Annotated in this window: 20 protein-coding genes; 10 read left to right on the top strand and 10 right to left on the bottom strand. The window is 56.3% G+C overall.

Translation table 11 applies throughout. From position 1 onward, the window contains the following. Positions 1-314: 314 nt before the first annotated feature. Positions 315-1,847 carry a SpoVR family protein gene (locus BJ885_RS12895; RefSeq protein ID WP_023293929.1) on the top strand — a complete coding sequence of 511 codons (1,533 nt, stop codon included), beginning with the start codon at positions 315-317 and terminating at the stop codon, positions 1,845-1,847. A 70-nt stretch (positions 1,848-1,917) separates the two neighbouring features. On the opposite strand, the gene fadR is transcribed toward BJ885_RS12895, so the two are convergent. Next, a complete protein-coding gene (fadR, locus tag BJ885_RS12890; protein WP_023312180.1) occupies positions 1,918-2,637 on the bottom strand; it encodes a fatty acid metabolism transcriptional regulator FadR in 720 nt (239 codons plus the stop codon). Positions 2,638-2,837: 200 nt separating this feature from the next. On the opposite strand from fadR, the gene nhaB reads away from it, so the two are divergent. Both nhaB and dsbB read left to right on the top strand, forming a co-directional pair. Further along, the gene (nhaB, locus tag BJ885_RS12885; protein WP_121932081.1) at positions 2,838-4,376 is read left to right on the top strand and encodes a Na(+)/H(+) antiporter NhaB; all 1,539 of its coding nucleotides are present in this window, start codon (positions 2,838-2,840) and stop codon (positions 4,374-4,376) included. 143 nt (positions 4,377-4,519) lie between these two features. Beyond that, positions 4,520-5,050: a disulfide bond formation protein DsbB gene (gene dsbB / locus BJ885_RS12880; protein ID WP_024909807.1), complete on the top strand. Its 531-nt coding sequence runs from the start codon at positions 4,520-4,522 to the stop codon at positions 5,048-5,050. A 123-nt stretch (positions 5,051-5,173) separates the two neighbouring features. Here the strand turns inward: dsbB and BJ885_RS12875 are convergent, their stop codons facing one another. The 3 genes from BJ885_RS12875 to BJ885_RS12865 all read right to left on the bottom strand — a co-directional run bounded on the left by BJ885_RS12875 (position 5,174) and on the right by BJ885_RS12865 (position 6,690). Next, a complete protein-coding gene (locus BJ885_RS12875; protein ID WP_047652292.1) occupies positions 5,174-5,614 on the bottom strand; it encodes a YcgN family cysteine cluster protein in 441 nt (146 codons plus the stop codon). A gap of 93 nt (positions 5,615-5,707) precedes the next feature. After that, on the bottom strand, positions 5,708-6,367 hold the full coding sequence (locus tag BJ885_RS12870; protein ID WP_121932080.1) for a fumarylacetoacetate hydrolase family protein: 660 nt from the start codon (positions 6,365-6,367) through the stop codon (positions 5,708-5,710). Between the two features lie 47 nt (positions 6,368-6,414). Further along, a complete protein-coding gene (locus BJ885_RS12865; RefSeq protein WP_029742143.1) occupies positions 6,415-6,690 on the bottom strand; it encodes a YcgL domain-containing protein in 276 nt (91 codons plus the stop codon). A 123-nt stretch (positions 6,691-6,813) separates the two neighbouring features. Here BJ885_RS12865 and minC point away from each other — a divergent pair, with 123 nt between their 5' ends. Genes minC through minE form a run of 3 tightly spaced genes read left to right on the top strand, consistent with a single transcriptional unit; the run spans position 6,814 to position 8,630 of the window. Next, on the top strand, positions 6,814-7,521 hold the full coding sequence (gene minC / locus BJ885_RS12860; protein WP_121932079.1) for a septum site-determining protein MinC: 708 nt from the start codon (positions 6,814-6,816) through the stop codon (positions 7,519-7,521). A gap of 23 nt (positions 7,522-7,544) precedes the next feature. Then, positions 7,545-8,357, top strand: coding sequence for a septum site-determining protein MinD (gene minD, locus BJ885_RS12855; protein WP_029742160.1), 813 nt, complete (start codon positions 7,545-7,547; stop codon positions 8,355-8,357). Between the two features lie 3 nt (positions 8,358-8,360). Next, a complete protein-coding gene (minE, locus tag BJ885_RS12850; RefSeq protein ID WP_008500504.1) occupies positions 8,361-8,630 on the top strand; it encodes a cell division topological specificity factor MinE in 270 nt (89 codons plus the stop codon). Positions 8,631-8,705: 75 nt separating this feature from the next. Here the strand turns inward: minE and rnd are convergent, their stop codons facing one another. The 5 genes from rnd to BJ885_RS12825 form a co-directional block, all read right to left on the bottom strand. Beyond that, positions 8,706-9,833 carry a ribonuclease D gene (gene rnd / locus BJ885_RS12845; RefSeq protein ID WP_121932103.1) on the bottom strand — a complete coding sequence of 376 codons (1,128 nt, stop codon included), beginning with the start codon at positions 9,831-9,833 and terminating at the stop codon, positions 8,706-8,708. A 71-nt stretch (positions 9,834-9,904) separates the two neighbouring features. Then, on the bottom strand, positions 9,905-11,590 hold the full coding sequence (fadD, locus tag BJ885_RS12840) for a long-chain-fatty-acid--CoA ligase FadD (protein ID WP_147449220.1): 1,686 nt from the start codon (positions 11,588-11,590) through the stop codon (positions 9,905-9,907). 203 nt (positions 11,591-11,793) lie between these two features. Further along, positions 11,794-12,375: a Slp family lipoprotein gene (locus tag BJ885_RS12835; RefSeq protein WP_032658483.1), complete on the bottom strand. Its 582-nt coding sequence runs from the start codon at positions 12,373-12,375 to the stop codon at positions 11,794-11,796. Positions 12,376-12,412: 37 nt separating this feature from the next. Next, on the bottom strand, positions 12,413-13,108 hold the full coding sequence (gene tsaB / locus BJ885_RS12830; protein WP_121932077.1) for a tRNA (adenosine(37)-N6)-threonylcarbamoyltransferase complex dimerization subunit type 1 TsaB: 696 nt from the start codon (positions 13,106-13,108) through the stop codon (positions 12,413-12,415). A 66-nt stretch (positions 13,109-13,174) separates the two neighbouring features. Then, positions 13,175-15,085, bottom strand: a complete 1,911-nt coding sequence (locus BJ885_RS12825; RefSeq protein WP_121932076.1) for an ATP-dependent DNA helicase — start codon at positions 15,083-15,085, stop codon at positions 13,175-13,177. A gap of 133 nt (positions 15,086-15,218) precedes the next feature. Between BJ885_RS12825 and BJ885_RS12820 the strand changes: the two genes are divergently transcribed. Further along, the gene (locus BJ885_RS12820; RefSeq protein WP_029742004.1) at positions 15,219-15,563 is read left to right on the top strand and encodes a RidA family protein; all 345 of its coding nucleotides are present in this window, start codon (positions 15,219-15,221) and stop codon (positions 15,561-15,563) included. Between the two features lie 6 nt (positions 15,564-15,569). Here the strand turns inward: BJ885_RS12820 and BJ885_RS12815 are convergent, their stop codons facing one another. Then, positions 15,570-15,761 carry a YoaH family protein gene (locus tag BJ885_RS12815; RefSeq protein WP_023336068.1) on the bottom strand — a complete coding sequence of 64 codons (192 nt, stop codon included), beginning with the start codon at positions 15,759-15,761 and terminating at the stop codon, positions 15,570-15,572. A gap of 61 nt (positions 15,762-15,822) precedes the next feature. Between BJ885_RS12815 and pabB the strand changes: the two genes are divergently transcribed. From pabB to sdaA, 3 genes are all read left to right on the top strand, one after another. Further along, positions 15,823-17,148, top strand: a complete 1,326-nt coding sequence (pabB, locus tag BJ885_RS12810) for an aminodeoxychorismate synthase component 1 (RefSeq protein WP_121932075.1) — start codon at positions 15,823-15,825, stop codon at positions 17,146-17,148. Between the two features lie 6 nt (positions 17,149-17,154). After that, on the top strand, positions 17,155-17,733 hold the full coding sequence (locus BJ885_RS12805) for a CoA pyrophosphatase (RefSeq protein WP_023312196.1): 579 nt from the start codon (positions 17,155-17,157) through the stop codon (positions 17,731-17,733). Between the two features lie 184 nt (positions 17,734-17,917). Continuing rightward, positions 17,918-19,282 carry an L-serine ammonia-lyase gene (gene sdaA / locus BJ885_RS12800; protein WP_023312197.1) on the top strand — a complete coding sequence of 455 codons (1,365 nt, stop codon included), beginning with the start codon at positions 17,918-17,920 and terminating at the stop codon, positions 19,280-19,282. The last annotated feature ends 106 nt before the right edge of the window (positions 19,283-19,388 follow it).

The raw sequence follows: 19,388 nt of genomic DNA, 5'->3' as shown, positions 1-19,388 counted from the left end.
CCATTATGTGCAAAAGAACAATCTTCTAATTACAGATTGATAACCTAGTTGAAAATATTATTCAACATACGACTTTTTTATGGTGACTTACCTCACACATCCCCCAGCATCAGGGGATAGTGCTAATTTGGGATCTCCTGCTGCGCGTTATTTTTAACCAGCATAATATGCTGAGACATACCGTTTTTTTGCCGTATCAAAAACGCGAAATCGCAAAGAAAAAATTTCTGCCCCAGCACGCTTTTTAACACGTTGATCTATGCTTGAAAGGAGGCTCTCCAGACAGAGAGAGCACCCACAACGAGGGCGCGCTAATGGCTACTATTGATTCCCTGAACAAGGACAACACACGTCTGAGCGATGGACCCGACTGGACCTTCGAGCTGCTGGATGTTTACCTCGCCGAAATCGACCGGGTCGCAAAGCTGTATCGTCTGGATACCTATCCCCATCAGATTGAAGTCATTACGTCCGAGCAGATGATGGACGCCTATTCCAGCGTCGGGATGCCGATTAACTATCCGCACTGGTCGTTTGGTAAAAAATTTATTGAAACCGAGCGGCTGTATAAGCACGGCCAGCAGGGGCTGGCGTATGAGATTGTGATTAACTCCAATCCGTGTATCGCCTATTTAATGGAAGAGAACACCATTACCATGCAGGCGCTGGTGATGGCGCACGCCTGCTACGGGCACAACTCATTTTTCAAGAATAACTACCTGTTCCGCAGCTGGACGGATGCCAGCTCCATCGTCGATTACCTGATCTTCGCCCGCAAATACATTACCGACTGCGAAGAGCGCTACGGCGTGGACGAAGTGGAAAAACTGCTCGACTCCTGTCACGCGCTGATGAACTACGGCGTGGATCGCTACAAACGTCCGCAGAAAATCTCCCTGCAGGAGGAGAAGGCCCGGCAGAAAAGCCGCGAAGAGTACCTGCAAAGCCAGGTGAACATGCTGTGGCGTACCCTGCCGAAGCGTGAGGAGGAAAAAACGATCGCCGAAGCGCGTCGCTATCCGTCCGAGCCGCAGGAAAACCTGCTCTATTTTATGGAGAAGAACGCCCCGCTGCTGGAGCCGTGGCAGCGTGAGATCCTGCGCATCGTGCGCAAGGTGAGCCAGTATTTTTACCCGCAAAAGCAGACTCAGGTCATGAACGAAGGCTGGGCGACTTTCTGGCACTACACCATCCTCAACCATCTGTACGACGAGGGGAAAGTTACCGAGCGGTTCATGATGGAGTTCCTCCACAGCCATACCAACGTGGTGTTTCAGCCGCCCTACAACAGCCCGTGGTACAGCGGAATAAACCCGTATGCGCTTGGCTTCGCCATGTTCCAGGATATTAAGCGCATCTGCCAGTCGCCGACGGAAGAAGACAAGTACTGGTTCCCGGATATCGCCGGTTCTGACTGGCTGGAAACGCTGCACTTTGCGATGCGCGACTTTAAGGATGAGAGCTTCATCAGCCAGTTTATGTCGCCGAAGATCATGCGTGACTTCCGCTTCTTCACCGTGTTGGACGATGACCGCAACAACTATCTGGAGATTTCCGCGATCCATAACGAAGAGGGGTACCGTGAGATCCGCTCTCGCCTCTCTTCCCAGTACAACCTGAGCAACCTTGAGCCGAATATTCAGGTGTGGAACGTCGATTTGCGCGGTGACCGCTCCCTGACACTGCGCTATATCCCGCACAATCGCGCGCCGCTGGATAAAGGGCGTAAAGAGGTGCTGAAGCACGTGCATCGCCTGTGGGGTTTTGACGTGCAGCTGGAGCAGCAGAATGAAGACGGGAGCGTCGAGCTGCTGGAACGTTGCCCGGCGCGGTTGAATACGCTTTAGTGACGTTTTTGCCCGGTGGCGCTACGCTTACCGGATGAAAAAAAACCTCTCGTATGAGAGGTTTTTTCTTTTAGCGGGTCTGAATCGCTAAATCACCCGGCAGCGTTTTCTGCATACGGTGCCAGATTTCACCGGAATCGTGACCGTAGCGGCGCACCGTCTCATAAACCTGATCGTGCAGGCCTTCGGTACAGAGCTTGCTCAGCTTATGGTAGAAGCCCAGCGCCAGGCTACGCGCTTCCGGATTGGCAAAGTAGTGGCGGCCAATGCGGGTGTAAAGCCCCTTCATACCGTTGAGGATCAGGCCGTACACCGGGTTGCCGGAGGCAAACGCCAGGCCGCGAAACACGTTGTAATCGAGGGTGGCAAAAGCATCGGCATGATCTTCCACCTCGTTCGCTGTGGCCAGCACCGCAAGGGCGTCTTCAGGATGCTGACGGAAAGCGGTACGAATAAAGATCGTCGCGATGTTGGTGCGAACGGAGAGCAGATTATCAATGAGCTGCGGCACGCTTTCATGGTCGAGACGCGCCAGCGTTTCAAGAATGTTCAGCCCGGACGTTTCCCAGAAGTTGTTCACTTTCGTAGGCTTACCGTGCTGGATCGTCAACCAGCCATCGCGCGCCAGCCGCTGGAGCACTTCACGCAGCGTGGTGCGAGTGACGCCAATCAGTTCAGAGAGTTCGCGTTCAGCCGGAAGAATGGACCCCGCAGGGAAACGATTATTCCAGATGCTTTCAATGATGTACTCTTCCGCGAAACCCGCCGGGCTCTGCGCCTTAATGACCATAGTGAGATTTCCATTACACAGCTTTAGCAAATTGGACTCATCATACCAGAGGCACGCAGTGGCAGGTAGCGCGGCAAAGAGAGAAAAGAGGGATCGCCGTTTCATTTTTGTGAAATTTACAATGCAGCCTTATCCGCCTCCAGGCCGCGATTTTTGCGTATACTGATGTTTTGTCTTACTTGACGGGAAGGACGTCTGTTGTGGAAATTTCTTTTGGGCGCGCGCTATGGCGCAATTTTTTAGGTCAGTCTCCTGACTGGTATAAACTGATACTGTTGGTTTTCCTGGTCGTAAATCCCATCATTTTTAGCGTGAATCCCTTTATCGCTGGCTGGCTGCTGGTGGCGGAGTTTATCTTCACCCTGGCCATGGCGCTGAAATGTTATCCCCTGCTGCCGGGCGGATTGCTGGCGTTTGAAGCCGTCGTCATCGGTATGACCAGCGCCGAGCATGTCAAAGCAGAGCTGGCGTCTAATCTCGAAGTGCTTCTGCTGCTGATCTTTATGGTGGCGGGCATCTACTTTATGAAACAGCTGCTGCTGTTCATCTTCACGCGCCTGCTGCTCAGCATTCCGTCGAAAATGTTCCTCTCGCTGGCGTTTTGCCTTGCCGCCGCCTTCCTGTCGGCCTTCCTGGATGCGCTGACGGTCGTCGCGGTGGTGATAAGCGTTGCGGTTGGGTTTTACGGTATTTATCACCGCGTGGCCTCCTCTCGCCCAAATGAGGACCTGCAGGATGACAGCCACGTCGAGGCGCATAACCGTGACGTGCTGGAACAGTTCCGCGCGTTTCTGCGCAGCCTGATGATGCATGCCGGCGTGGGTACCGCGCTGGGCGGCGTGATGACCATGGTGGGCGAGCCGCAAAACCTGATCATTGCCAAAGCGGCGGGCTGGCACTTCGGTGAGTTCTTCCTGAGAATGGCCCCGGTGAGCGTACCGGTGCTGATCTGCGGGCTGGCGACCTGTCTGCTGGTGGAGAAGTTTCGCCTCTTCGGCTATGGGGCGCAGCTCCCGGAGCCGGTACGTCAGGAACTGCATAAATTCGATGTGCAGAGCCGAAGCCAGCGGACGCGCCAGGAGACGCTACGACTGATTGCTCAGGGGATCATCGGCGTCTGGCTTATCGCGGCGCTGGCGTTCCATCTTGCCGAAGTGGGGCTGATTGGCCTGTCAGTCATTATTCTCGCCACCACCTTTACCGGCGTGACGGATGAACATGCCATCGGCAAGGCGTTTACCGAAGCCCTGCCGTTTACCGCCCTGCTGGCGGTGTTCTTTGCCGTCGTGGCGGTGATTATCGACCAGCACCTTTTCGCGCCGATTATTGCCTTTGTACTACAGGCATCACCGGATGCTCAGCTCTCGCTGTTTTACCTGTTTAACGGCCTGCTCTCGTCGATCTCAGATAACGTCTTCGTCGGGACGGTCTACATCAACGAGGCCAAAGCGGCCATGGAGCAAGGCGTTATCAACGCCGGACAGTTTGAGCTGCTGGCCGTGGCGATCAATACCGGCACCAACCTGCCGTCGGTAGCGACGCCAAATGGCCAGGCCGCCTTTCTGTTCCTGCTGACCTCCGCCCTCGCGCCGCTCATACGTCTTTCTTATGGCAGGATGGTGTGGATGGCGCTGCCCTATACGCTGGTGCTCACGATCGTCGGATTGCTTTGCGTCAAAATTACCCTCATTCCCTGTACGCAATGGCTGGTACAAGCGGGTATACTTGCGGCGCAGTAAACTATGCATCTCGGGCAGTTCGCTGCCCGTTTGCCTTTTCGCACGATAAACATCCAATTACGTTTTATTTCGCCAGGTACAGGTGGCGCGAAAAACGAATTCGTTTACACTGCGCTTTCTAAGCATGTTCCAGGGAAATGATTATGTTGAGATTTTTAAACCAGTGCTCCCGCGGTCGCGGAGCGTGGTTGCTAATGGCCCTGACCGCCTTTGCGCTGGAAATGGTCGCGCTGTGGTTCCAGCACGTAATGGGACTGAAACCTTGCGTGCTGTGTATTTACGAACGCTGCGCGCTGTTCGGCATTATGGGTGCGGGCCTGGTCGGCGCGATTGCCCCAAAATCGCCGCTTCGCTATGCCGGTATTGCCATCTGGATCTACAGCGCCTGGAAAGGAATTGAACTCTCCTGGCAGCACACCATGATGCAACTGCATCCGTCACCGTTTATGACCTGTGATTTTGCCGCCCGCTTCCCGAGCTGGCTGCCGCTGGACAAATGGCTGCCGCAGGTGTTTGTCGCATCCGGTGACTGCTCCGTTCGTCAGTGGGAATTCCTGACGCTGGAGATGCCGCAGTGGCTGGTGGGTATTTTTGCCGCCTACTTCGTCGTGGCGCTGCTGGTGCTGATTGCCCAGCCGTTCAAACCGAAGAAACGCGATCTTTTTGGAAGGTAAAAGCAAAACGGCAACCTCGGTTGCCGTTTTTAGCGTTTGCGCCCTCTCCCATGGGAGAGGGTTGGGGTGAGGGCATCAGGCCGCACAAACACAAAAAAACCCGCCTCGGCGGGTTTTTTATTCTCAACGGGTCGGGTGGTTCATGATGTGATCTTCCCAGTCACGCACCTCGGATTCTTTCACCGCAATGTGGCGCACAGAAATACGTTCACCGTGCATCGCCGCTTTTGACCCGGTCAGCAGCGGGTGCCAGTTCGGTAAATCTTTCCCTTCCGCCAGCAGGCGATACGCGCAGGTATGCGGCAGCCATTCAAACGTTGGCAGATTATCCCGGGTTAGCTTGATGCAGTCAGGCTCAAATTCAAACCGGCGCTCATAGTTGCGGCACTGGCAGGTTTTAATGTTTAACTGCTTGCAGGCAACGTTGGTGAAGTAGATTTCGTCCGTATCTTCATCCATCAGCTTGTGCAGGCAGCACTGCCCGCAGCCGTCGCACAATGATTCCCATTCCGCGTCAGTCATGTCGTCGAGAGTTTTGCTTTGCCAGAAAGGGATGTCGTTCATCAGGATGTCCACACGTCAAAAGAAAGCGCACCTTATAACGAGTCTGGCACGTTGTTGCAAGTTTTGCCGCCCTCTTCAGGCGGCAAGATGGGGTTACAGCACGCGGGTTTTCAGCGACAGGCCGTTAAAACCGACCTCTAGCTCGTCACCGCTGAGTAGCGGACCAACGCCTTCTGGGGTCCCGGTCAGGATCACATCGCCTGGTTTAAGGGTAAAGAAGCGGCTCATGTAGGCGATCAGCGGCACAATCTTATGGATCATGTCTGCCGTGGTGCCCTGCTGGCGGATCTCGCCGTTGACCTTCAGGTTGAGCGGCGTGTCCTGCGGATCGCCGGTAAATTCGCTCACCGGCACAAACGCCGAAATCGGGCAGGAATTATCAAACCCTTTGGCTTTTTCCCACGGCTGCCCTGCTTTTTTCATTTTGCCCTGCACGTCACGCAGGGTGAGGTCCAGCGCCACGCCGTATCCGGCAATCGCTTTTTTAACATGTTCTTCTGAGGCCTGGCGCAGCGTCGCGCCGATCAGCACCGCAAGCTCAACTTCGTGATGCACCGAGCCCAGCCCCTGCGGCAGCGCCAGCGGCTGGCGGATATCGCAAAGCGCCGTTTCAGGCTTAATGAACAGGACCGGCTCTTCTGGCGTCGCGCTGCCCATCTCCTGAATATGTTTTGCATAGTTGCTGCCCACGCAAACCACTTTGCTGACGGGATAATCCAGTAATGCACCTTGCCAGTTATGATGTTGATACATGGTCGACCCCTAAACGGTTGATGTGTTGTGCCCAAAAACAGTTGAGACTATTTTTTACCGTTCGCCTCAAGATGCTGTTTTAATAAATTCTCGGGTGGCGGTGGAAGCTGTAAATAATAGCCTTGCTCGGCTAAGGCCGTTTTCACTTTATCCAGATCGGCATTAATCAGTTTCTTACGACCATCAAGCGGCAGCAGCATCGCCAGCTGTGGTCGGCCAAAGTTCTTCATTAATTCTTCAGGCACGCGTGAAAAATCGTCTTTCTTTTCGACATAAAGATAGGTCTGGTCACGGCTTGTACTTCTGTAGATCACACAAAACATGTTTTTACTCTGAATTAATGGGTGGTTGCTTGCCTCAATATACTCCTGACTATAACATGCCTGATACTCTTCGGAATATCGCAGCGAGTGGTTGCGGTTAATAGCAAATTGAGTAAGGCCAGGATGTCAAACACGCCCATCGAGCTTAAAGGCAGTAGCTTCACCTTATCAGTGGTACATTTGCATGATGCAAAACCCGAGGTTATTCGTCAGGCGTTAGAAGACAAAATCGCCCAGGCTCCCGCCTTTCTGAAGCACGCCCCTGTTGTTATCAACGTCAGCGGTCTTGAGGCTCCGGTTAACTGGAAACTTCTCCAGCAGGCCGTCTCCTCGACCGGACTGCGAATCGTGGGCATCAGCGGCTGCAAAGATGCTGAGCTGAAAGCGGAAATTGAGCGTGCGGGGCTGCCCCTTCTGAATGAGGGCAAAGAAAAAGCCTCGCGTGCAGCACCCGCTGCCGTGCAAACGCCCCCTCCTGCGGTGCAAAACGTTACTTCCGTCACAAAAACGCGAATGATTGATGTGCCGGTTCGTTCCGGTCAGCGCATTTATGCACCAAACTGTGATCTGATTGTTACAAGCCACGTCAGTGCTGGCGCTGAGCTGATTGCAGATGGCAATATTCACGTATACGGTATGATGCGTGGACGTGCGCTCGCAGGTGCAAGTGGCGATCGAGATGCGCAAATATTTTGTACTCACCTGACGGCGGAACTGGTGTCCATCGCAGGTGAATATTGGCTGAGCGACAAGATCCCAGCCGAATTTTATGGCAAAGCGGCTCGCCTGCTTCTGGCAGACGACGCGTTGACCGTTCAACCGTTGAATTGATCCCTTTTTAACAAGGAATTTCTATGGCACGCATTATTGTTGTTACTTCGGGTAAAGGAGGCGTTGGCAAGACCACCTCCAGCGCGGCCATCGCTACTGGTTTGGCCCAGAAGGGAAAGAAAACCATCGTTATCGACTTCGATATCGGTCTGCGTAACCTCGACCTCATCATGGGATGCGAGCGTCGCGTCGTGTATGACTTCGTAAACGTCATTCAGGGCGATGCCACGCTTAACCAGGCGATGATCAAAGACAAGCGCACCGAGAATCTCTACATTCTTCCGGCTTCTCAGACGCGTGACAAAGACGCACTGACCCGTGAAGGCGTGGAAAAGGTGCTCGACGATCTGAAAAAAATGGATTTCGACTTCATTGTCTGCGACTCCCCTGCGGGCATCGAAACCGGTGCCCTGATGGCGCTCTACTTCGCTGATGAAGCGATCATCACCACCAACCCTGAAGTTTCATCCGTGCGTGACTCTGACCGCATTCTGGGCATCCTCGCCTCTAAATCCCGTCGTGCGGAGAATGGCGAAGACCCGATTAAAGAACACCTGCTGCTCACCCGCTACAATCCGGGCCGCGTGAACAAAGGTGACATGCTGAGCATGGAAGACGTGCTGGAGATCCTGCGCATTAAGCTGGTAGGCGTTATCCCGGAAGATCAGTCCGTGTTACGCGCGTCTAACCAGGGCGAGCCAGTGATCCTTGATACATTGGCAGATGCAGGTAAAGCTTACGCCGATACCGTTGACCGTCTGCTGGGAGAAGAACGTCCTTTCCGCTTCATTGAAGAAGAGAAGAAAGGTTTCCTCAAACGCCTGTTCGGAGGATAAGTTATGGCATTACTGGACTTTTTTCTCTCGCGGAAAAAGAACACCGCCAACATCGCAAAAGAACGTCTGCAAATTATCGTTGCGGAGCGTCGTCGTAGCGACGCCGAGCCTCACTACCTGCCGCAGCTGCGCAAGGACATCCTGGAAGTGATCTGTAAGTATGTGCAGATTGACCCGGAGATGGTCACGGTGCAGCTGGAACAAAAAGACGGGGATATTTCGATTCTGGAGCTGAACGTTACGCTCCCGGAAGCGGAAGAGTCGCGTCCGTAGGTTTGTGTTTTCGTCGCCCCGGTAAGCGCAGCGCCACCGGGGAAATATGCCGGGTATATCGCCCGGCATATTTTTTTATCGCGGGTAACCTTCCAGCAGCGTATTCAGGCGATCGGCCATCAATTCCCCGCGCCAGCCCGCCATCATCTCCGGCACGCCATTCTGCGGCTTCAGCTTCCAGTGCCAGTTCAACAGCTGGTTAATCTGACGACGTGAGGCGAGCAGTTCCGCGCTCAGCTTGCTTTCCGTTGCAACTGCCTGCACCAGCGCTTTGATATCCTTAAACGCTTTGCGATAGCCCGGCATGTCCATCAGGTTCAGCAGCGGTTCCGGCAGCGCATCTTCCGGCAGCTCCTGCGCTTTGGCGACCAGCGCCAGCAGGGTTTTACCGTGGAAGCGGATCTCGCTGCCCGAAAGGCCAATGCTGTCCAGCTCGCCCAGGCTGCCAGGCATATAGCGCGCGACTGCCCAGAGATGCTCTTCGCGAACCACAAAGTTAACGGCCAGATCGCGCTCGCGCGCTTTACGCAAGCGCCAGTCTGCCAGCAGCTGCAGGCATGCCAGCTGACGCGTACGCAGCTGCCAGGCGTTGCTGATATCGCGCCAGGCCTCTTTCGGGTCAACCACTTCCTGACGACGCTGCTGGGTCATACGGCACTCGTCCAGCGCAGCAGCGAGCCAGCCGGAGGCTTCCGCCTCTTTCATCAGCTGTCCGGCAATTGGCAGCAGGTAAAACACGTCTGCCGCCGCATACTCCAGCTGACGCTCGGTAAGCGGGCGCGCCAGCCAGTCGGTACGGGATTCACTTTTATCCAGCGTCAGGCCCGTATACTCCTCCACCATGGCAGCAAAGCCCCATGAGAGCGGACGATTGCTGAATGCCGCAAGGATCTGCGTGTCAATCAGCGGCTGGGGCATGATGCCAAAAGTGTTCAGAAAGACTTCCAGATCTTCACTGCCTGCGTGCAGGTATTTCGTCACGGCGGTATCGAGCAGCAGGTCACGCATCGGCGTCCAGTCGGTAATGCCGAGAGGGTCAATCAGCGACACGTTTTTACCGTCGTACATCTGAATCAAACCCAGCTGCGGATAATAGGTCCGGGTACGGACAAACTCGGTATCCAGGGCAATGGCAGGAAAGTCGCGCGTCACTTCGCACAGCGAAGCCAGCTCGTCGTTGGTCGTGATCATCTGGTAATTCAAAACGGGTTCTCTTTTGTTTGCGCCCATAAAAAACGCCGGCTTAACCGGCGTCTGGGCGATTAGCGTGAAGCTCAGGCCTTATTGTCTACTTTGCCACGGGCTTCGTCACGTAATTCTCGTCGTAATATCTTTCCGACGTTGGATTTCGGCAGCTCATCGCGGAATTCAACCAGCTTCGGCACCTTGTAGCCCGTCAGCTGACGACGGCAGAACGTTACCAGCGCCTCCTCCGTCAGGGAAGGATCTTTCTTGACCACAAATATCTTAACCGCTTCACCGCTGCTGCCGGAAGGGACGCCGACAGCCGCCACTTCGAGTACGCCGCTGTGCTGCATAACCACGTCTTCGATCTCATTCGGATAGACGTTGAAGCCGGAGACCAGGATCATGTCTTTCTTGCGATCGACGATGCGCAGGAAGCCCTCATCATCCATTACCGCAATATCACCGGTGTGCAGCCAGCCGTCTTTGATGATTTCGTCAGTCGCATCGGGACGCTGCCAGTAACCCAGCATCACCTGCGGACCTTTGACGCACAGCTCACCCGGCTCGCCCGGCGCGACTTCGTTATCGTTATCATCGACCAGTTTGGCCTCGGTGGAAGGAACCGGCAGACCAATGCTTCCACTGTGATAGTCGATATCGTGTGGGTTGACGCTGACCAGCGGAGCACATTCCGTCAGCCCATAGCCTTCCAGCAAATACTGGCCGGTGAGCTTCACCCAGCGCTCGGCGACCGCCTGCTGAACCGGCATGCCGCCCCCCGCAGAGAGATGCAGCGTGGAGAAATCCAGCTGCTGGAACTCTTTGTTATTAAGCAGCGCGTTAAACAGGGTGTTCACCCCCGTCATGGCGGTGAATGGGTATTTCGCCAGCTCTTTCACCAGGCCCGGGATATCGCGCGGGTTGGTGATGAGGATGTTCTGACCACCCAGTTCAATAAACAGCAGGCAGTTCATGGTCAGCGCAAAGATGTGATACAGCGGAAGCGCGGTGATCACCACCTCTTTGCCCGGATGCAGCAGCGGCCCGTAGGTGGCGTTCACCTGTTCAAGGTTTGCCAGCATATTGCGGTGGGTGAGCATGGCCCCTTTGGCGACGCCGGTGGTTCCGCCTGTGTATTGCAGAAACGCAAGATCTTCCGCGACCACTTCGGGTTTCACATACTGCATACGGTAGCCCGCATGCAGCGCGCGGCGGAAGGAGATGGCGTCCGGCAGGTGGTATTTTGGCACCAGGCGCTTGACGTATTTGACGACAAAGTTAACCAGCGTGCCTTTGGCAGTGGAGAGCTGATCCCCCATGCGCGTCAGTATGACGTGTTTAACCTGGGTTTTGTCGACCACTTTTTCCAGGGTATGGGCGAAGTTGGACACAATGACAATCGCGGCCGCGCCGCTGTCGTTCAGCTGATGCTCCAGCTCGCGCGGGGTATACAGCGGGTTAACGTTGACGACAATCATCCCGGCTCGCAGGATACCGAACAACGCCACCGGGTATTGCAGCAGGTTTGGCATCATCAGCGCGACGCGGTCCCCTTTTTGCAGCCCCAGCCCTTCCTGAAGATACGCCGCAAAGGCGCGGCTACGCTCCTCAAGCTTACGGAACGTCATGACCTCGCCCATATTCACGAATGCGGGCTGGTCCGCGTAGCGCCTTACCGAGCGCTCAAATAATTCCACCAGGGATTGATAACGGTCAGGATTGATCTCAGCAGGAACATCTGCGGGATAACGGTTAAGCCAAACCTTCTTCAATGCATCACCTCTGAAATGAGTGTTCGTCGTCATCACAACCCCGATAATAAACAGTTTGTTAACATTATATTAACTCAGCGTACCAGTTTATTAATTGTTCACATTTAAGGTTGCGAAGCGCGTCACTCTTTTTTTTCGTTTTATCCGTAAAAAAACAGAGACAGCGGCTGAGCCGCTGTCTCTTTTCTAACAATAACAGTAAGTTACTCAGTAACGATCGTCTGAACCTGTGCAGGGCCCGGGTTATACCAGCCCCAGCCCGGGTAGCCATAACGATAAGGATGTGGACCCCACATCCACGGATCCATCGGCTGAGGCGGCATGATCACCTGCTGTGCCAGCCGCCAGCGTTTATACCCATTGACCTGCATGGTCATAAATTTATACGGCGTGCTGCCGATTTTACCCTGCACGGCGCCGGTAATCGGCCCGACGACGGTCACCAGCTGTCCGCGAAAATCGACCGGATCGAGGAAACCACTGACGTCCGCATAGATACGCCCGCGAGAGGCCTCACCCAGTACCGGCCGCGCGCCGCTGTCCAGCGGAACGGTCGCGATCTCCAGACGGGTTTTCCCCTGCTGGTTTTGTACGTCGATGACCTTACCGCCAAAGCGCGCTTCCTGGCCGACGTAAAGCTCAGGCGCATTCATCACTCGCACCAGATCCTGCTGTGGCGTCGGGCTGCTGCCCTTAATCGCATCAGGAACGGAAACGCATCCGCTCAGTGCTATGGCAACCGCGCCTGCCATAATAAGGCGTACTACTTTAGTCTGAACCGCCATGATGCGACTCCTTTTTCTCAGTTCCTGTTACTGAGATTCACTCGCGGCCCGGAAGTTTCTTCCACGCAACGGTGTTTCGCAAATAAACCGGCTCCGCGTGTTCAACGGCAACGGTTTTTCCTGCCGCGAGCAGCTGGCAGGCAATCGGAAGCATGTCTTCCGCAGCCGGCAGCAGCATGTTGCCGTCCACCAGCATCACCCCGGTGTCGTTTGCCATGTCAGGCCACGCCGGCCAGCCGGTACCGACGGTCGCCCACTCACCGGAGAGCTGCTGCAGCCGCTCAGTGACCGCTTCCGGCTTGAGCACGGCTTCCGTCTCTTCACCGTGCCACACGCCCTGCTCGTCGCGGGTGTATTCGGCCCAGTAAACTTCGCCCATGCGGGCATCTATTGCGGCCAGGACGCGCGTTGCCCCGGTCATGCGCCATGCGCCCTGCGCCATGGTGGCGAGGGTTGAGACGCCGATCATCGGCAGTTCGGCGCCCAGCGCCAGCCCCTGCGCAATGCCGATCCCGATACGTACGCCCGTAAAGCTGCCGGGGCCACGGCCAAAGGCCAGCGCGTCGAGGTCGGTTAAGGAGGTGTTGCCCTGAGTTAAAATGGCTTTTACCAGGGGCAGAATGCGTTGGGTGTGTTCCCGTGGGCACTCTTCGAAATGAGCAGAAACAGCACCGTCGTTAAACAGAGCGACAGAGCAAGCCTCTGTCGCGGTATCAATAGCCAGAATTCGCATCAGTCGTCGCGCTCTCGCAAGGGTCAGTCACAAAATGGCGCGCATCTTAGCACACTCCGGGGTAAATTACTCCGCCGTTGGGTTTGCCAGGAAACGCACCGCGCGTTTTATGTCCCGCGTCCGCGGCGCGGGCGGCAGGCTGGCGAGGAAGGTTGCCCCGTAAGGACGCATCACCAGCCGGTTATCGCAAATGACCAGCACCCCGCGATCGGTAACGTCGCGGATTAATCGCCCTACCCCCTGCTTGAGGGTAATCACCGCATCCGGCAGCTGTACCTCGTCAAACGGATCGCCCCCGCGCAGACGGCAGTCTTCCATCCGCGCCTTCAGCAGCGGGTCGTCCGGAGAGGTAAATGGCAGCTTATCAATGATCACCAGCGAGAGCGTATCGCCGCGCACGTCCACCCCTTCCCAGAAGCTGCTGGTTGCCACCAGCAGGGCATTTCCGGCGCTGACAAACTGCTGTAACAGCTGGCCTTTGCTGGTTTCTCCCTGCAGCAGCACCGGTAAGGCCATGGTGGCGCGGAACTGCTCGGCGAGGTCACGCATCATGGCGTGAGAGGTGCAGAGCATAAAACAGCGGCCGTTGTTGGCCTCGATCATCGGTTTCAACATCGCGGCCAGATGGCGCGCCGCGCCCGGCTGGTTCGGCAGCGGCAGATTACGGGGAACGCAGAGCAGCGCCTGTTTTTCGTAATCGAACGGGCTGGGCAGGAGCAGGGATTCCGCCTCCTCAATGCCAAGACGTTCCGTGAAGTGATGCAGATCGTCATTCACCGACAGAGTTGCCGAGGTGAAGATCCAGCTCCCCGGCTTTTGCGCCATCACCTCTTTAAATTTATCGGCCACCGTCAGCGGCGTGAGCGCCAGCGTGAAGTGCCGCGAGGTGCACTCATACCAGTAGCTGAACCCCGGCTGGTTAATCTCTTTCAGCCGCTTGAGCCGCCCGCGATAGAGCGTGGCGCGTTCGAAGGCCGCGTCCAGCAGCGCGGAGCGGCCGAGGGACAGTTTTGCCACGTCGTAGCAGAGTTCCAGGGCATCATCGAGCAGCAGCAGCGCGCGCTGGATGTTTTTGTCCGCCAGCAGCTCGCGCAGGTTGCCGCGATAGCCCGGCTCGCCGAGCTGTAAGCGGAAATCCTGCGCGCTTTGGGCCAGACGGTCGGCGCACTTCTGCAGCTGCTGGGTATCTTTGAGTTCGGTCCGGTAAGCGATGGTGAAATCTTTCGCCAGATCCTGCAGCTGGCGGCTGGAAAGCGACTGGCCGAAGTACTGGCTGGCGATGTCCGGAAGCTGGTGGGCTTCGTCGAAAATCATCACGTCCGCCTCCGGGATCAGCTCGCCGAAACCGCTGTCCTTGACGACCATATCCGCGAGGAACAGATGGTGGTTCACCACCACCACATCCGCATCCATCGCCGTTTTGCGCGCCTTCACCACAAAGCAGTCTTTATACAGCGGACAGTCGCTGCCGAGGCAGTTGTCGTTGGTGCTGGTCACCAGCGGCCAGGCAGGCGAGTCTTCCGGCACGCTCGCGCAGGTGCTGATATCGCCCTCTTCAGTCTGGTTCGCCCAGGCGCGAAGGATAATAACGTCGCTGAGGGTTTGCACCGGCAGGTCGCCGCCCGCCAGCGCCTGCTGCTCAAGACGTTCCAGACAGAGATAGTTGGAGCGCCCCTTCAGCAGGGCCAGACGTCCCTTGTATTTCAGCGCTTTCGCCACCGTGGGCAAATCGCGGCTGTAGAGCTGATCCTGCAGCGCCTTCGAACCGGTGGAAATAATCACCTTCTTCTTCGCGCGCAGCGCCGGAGCAAGGTAAGCATACGTTTTACCCGTGCCGGTTCCGGCTTCGACCACCAGCGGCTGAGCCTTATCGATGGCGCGTGCAACGGCGTGCGCCATCTGGCGCTGAGGCTCACGGGGCTTGAAGCCGGGAATAGCCTGCGCTAATTGACCTTCAGGGGAAAAATCGTCTGCCACGGTGCTCTCTCACTGTATTTTTGCACAGGGATTATGTCAGCCCATCCTCTCCTGTGCCACCCCAAATAGTGACGACAGGAGAACAATATGGCAGTCTTGCCGCCTGACGACGAAAAATAACGAGGAAACGTTTATGACAATTGTGCGCATTGATGCCGAAGCCCGCTGGTCTGATGTGGTGATCCATAACCAGACGCTTTACTACACCGGCGTACCGGCTAACCTGGACGCGGATGCGTTCGAGCAGACGGCTAACACCCTGGCACAGATTGATGCGGTGCTGGAAAAACAGGGCAGCGACAAATCCCGCATTCTGGATGCGACGATTTTCCTGGCAAACAAAGATGATTTCGCGGCGATGAACAGAGCCTGGGATGCATGGGTGGTGGCGGGTCACGCGCCTGTACGCTGCACCGTACAGGCCACGCTGATGAAACCGGAGTATAAGGTTGAGATCAAGATTATCGCGGCGGTGTAAGCCCGATTACTCCTCTGGATCTTCATCTTCATCTTCGAATCGCGCCACGATCCGCTCGCCGGAATGACTGGCGCGAATCTCCTGAGCGACAACCGTAATCGCCTGTCCGCTGCTCATCCCCTGGGACATCAGTTCCTGAATTCGCTCAACCGCTTTCTGCTGCTGTTCATGGCTCAGAGAAGGTAAACCTGCAAACATCGTCAACTCCTGCTAAATTATTTGCGCTAATTATTTCACGCTGCCCGGTAGTATGCCACACATGAACATGCGCTTCCCCACTGTTATTACCTTGCCCTGGCGTGCAGACGCCGCTGAATTCTGGTTTGCCCGCCTGAGCCATCTTCCGTATGCGATGCTGCTGCATTCCGGCCATGCGGACCATCCCTATAGCCGCTTCGACATTCTGGTGGCAGATCCGCTAAAGACGCTGACAACCGATGACCTGTCGTTAACGGACGATCCCCTGAAGCAGCTGCAGCAAGCCATTAACGCGCTGGGCTTATCTGCTGCGCCGAACCCGGACTTCCCTTTTCAGGGGGGCGCACTGGGCCTGTTTGGCTACGATCTGGGTCGCCGTTTCGAAACGCTGCCGGAGCATGCGCAGGCAGATATTTCCCTGCCAGACATGGCCGTGGGGCTGTATGACTGGACGTTAATTGTCGATCACCAGAAAAAAGCGGTTTCCCTGCTGAGCCATCATGACGTCCAGGCGCGTCTGGCGTGGCTGGAGGCGCAACAGCCTGCACCGGCACAGACGTTCACGCTCACCTCCGGCTGGCGCTCAAATATGAGCGCAGCGGAGTATGCCGAAAAATTCGCGCGCGTTCAGGCGTATCTGCAAAGCGGTGACTGCTACCAGGTTAACCTCGCCCAGCGCTTCCAGGCGACATACCGGGGAGATGAGTGGCAGGCATTTACCCGTCTTAACGCCAGCAATAAGGCGCCGTTCAGCGCGTTTGTCCGTCTGGAACGGGGGGCCATACTCAGCCTGTCTCCGGAGCGTTTTATTCATCTGGCAGAGGGCACGATTCAAACCCGTCCGATTAAAGGCACTCTGCCGCGTCTTGCCGATCCCGACGCCGATCGCCAGCAGGCGGAAAAGCTGGCCGCCTCGCCGAAAGACCGCGCCGAGAACCTGATGATTGTCGATCTGATGCGTAACGACATTGGCCGCGTCGCCGAACCGGGCAGCGTGCGCGTGCCGGAACTGTTTGTCGTCGAGCCTTTCCCGGCGGTGCATCATCTGGTCAGTACCATTACCGCGCGTCTCCCTGCCTCTCGCACCGCCTGCGATCTGCTCCGCGCCGCGTTCCCGGGCGGCTCCATCACCGGCGCGCCAAAGGTGCGGGCGATGGAGATCATTGATGAGCTGGAGCCGCACCGCCGCAACGCCTGGTGCGGCAGCATCGGCTATATCAGCCTGTGCGGCACCATGGATACCAGCATTACCATTCGCACGCTGACGGCCTGCGACGGAAACCTTTACTGCTCGGCCGGGGGCGGCATTGTTGCCGATAGCCAGGTCGATGCGGAATATCAGGAAACCTTTGATAAAGTTAACCATATCCTGAAACAACTGGAGTAATCACGGGTGGAAAAAGAGAACCTGACGCTGGACGATTTTTTATCTCGCTTTCAGCTATTACGACCGCAGGTCAACCGCGAGGCGCTGAATCAGCGTCAGGCGGCCGTGCTGATCCCGGTCGTGCGTCGCGCGCAGCCGGGCCTGCTGCTCACCCAGCGTTCTCCCCATTTACGTAAGCACGCGGGTCAGGTCGCCTTTCCGGGTGGCGCAGTAGACAGCTCCGACGCCTCGCTGATTGCCGCCGCGCTGCGGGAAGCGCAGGAAGAGGTTGCCATTCCGCCGGAGGCTGTGGAGGTCATCGGCGTGCTGCCGCCCGTCGACAGCGTTACCGGTTTTCAGGTCACGCCGGTGGTGGGCATTATCCCGCCCGGCCTGCAGTATCATGCCAGCGTCGATGAGGTGTCTGCGGTGTTTGAAATGCCGCTTGAAGAGGCGCTCCGGCTAAGCCGTTATCATCCGCTGGATATCCATCGTCGCGGGCATGACCATCGGGTCTGGTTGTCCTGGTATCAGCATTATTTTGTCTGGGGCATGACGGCGGGCATCATTCGCGAACTGGCGCTGCAAATCGGCCTGAAACCTTGACTATACTTTACATTCCACCCTTTTTTGCAGGTTTGCGATCCGCGTCGCGCTATTAGCAAAACCCATCGTTAACCATTAGTTTAATTCATGTGAATAGTTAAGCCGAGGTCGGTGTTCCCTCTTACACTATGCGCAGTTATAACATCGTTACTGGAACCCCGGTAACCCTGTCAGGAGTGTGAAAGTGATTAGTATATTCGACATGTTCAAAGTGGGAATTGGCCCTTCGTCTTCCCATACTGTTGGCCCGATGAAGGCCGGTAAACAGTTCGTCGATGATCTGGTCGAAAAAGGATTACTGGAAAGCGTTACCCGTGTCGCCGTGGATGTTTACGGCTCGCTGTCATTAACGGGTAAAGGCCACCACACCGATATCGCCATTATTATGGGTCTGGCAGGCAATATGCCGGATACCGTAGATATTGATGCCATCCCGGCATTCATCCGCGACGTGGAAACACGCGGCCGCCTGCTGCTGGCAAACGGTCAGCAGGAAGTCGATTTCCCGCAGGATGACGGCATGCGTTTTCGCAGCGACAACCTGCCGCTGCATGAAAACGGCATGACCATTCACGCTTACAGCGGTGAAAAAGAGATTTACAGCAAAACGTACTACTCCATCGGCGGTGGCTTCATCGTGGATGAAGAGCATTTTGGCAAAGACAGCGTCGGCGACGTCAGCGTACCGTACCCGTTCAAATCGGCTACCGAAATGCTGGGCTACTGCAAAGAGACCGGTCTTTCACTGTCCGGCATGGTGATGCAGAACGAACTGGCCCTGCACAGCAAAAAAGAGATTGAAGACTATTTTGCGAACGTCTGGCAAACCATGCGCGCCTGTATCGACCGCGGGATGAACACCGAAGGCGTTCTGCCGGGTCCACTGCGCGTACCGCGTCGTGCCTCTGCCCTGCGCCGTATGCTGGTGACCACGGACAAGTTCTCCAATGACCCGATGAACGTGGTCGACTGGGTAAACATGTTTGCCCTGGCGGTTAACGAAGAGAACGCCGCCGGTGGCCGCGTCGTGACGGCGCCAACCAACGGTGCGTGCGGTATCGTTCCGGCAGTGCTGGCCTATTACGATCACTTTATTGAGCCCGTGACGCCGGACATCTATATCCGCTATTTCCTGGCGGCAGGTGCCATCGGTGCGCTGTACAAAATGAACGCCTCCATCTCCGGCGCGGAAGTGGGATGTCAGGGTGAAGTCGGCGTTGCCTGCTCCATGGCGGCGGCGGGTCTGGCAGAGCTGCTGGGCGCAAGCCCTGAGCAGGTCTGCGTGGCGGCGGAAATCGGTATGGAACATAACCTCGGTCTGACCTGTGACCCGGTCGCGGGCCAGGTGCAGGTGCCGTGCATCGAGCGTAACGCGATTGCCTCGGTGAAAGCCATCAACGCCTCACGTATGGCGATGCGCCGTACCAGCGAACCTCGCGTATCGCTGGATAAGGTGATTGAAACCATGTACGAAACCGGCAAGGACATGAACGCGAAATACCGCGAGACGTCCCGCGGTGGCCTGGCCATTAAGGTGCAGTGCGACTAATACTGCCTTTCGCCCATCTGCAACGGATGGGCGAATTTCCCTCTTCTTTCTCGTCTCCTTCAGCTTTCCCCACTACACTTTTACTGTTGCGTCCGGCTTTTGTGGC

It is taken from the genome of Enterobacter sp. WP_7_1, assembly GCF_003688535.1.
In the GTDB taxonomy this organism is placed as follows: Bacteria; Pseudomonadota; Gammaproteobacteria; order Enterobacterales; family Enterobacteriaceae; genus Enterobacter; species Enterobacter asburiae.
The sequence above is the reverse complement of the archived record's forward strand: the minus strand, read 5'-3'. Positions and strand labels throughout refer to the sequence as shown.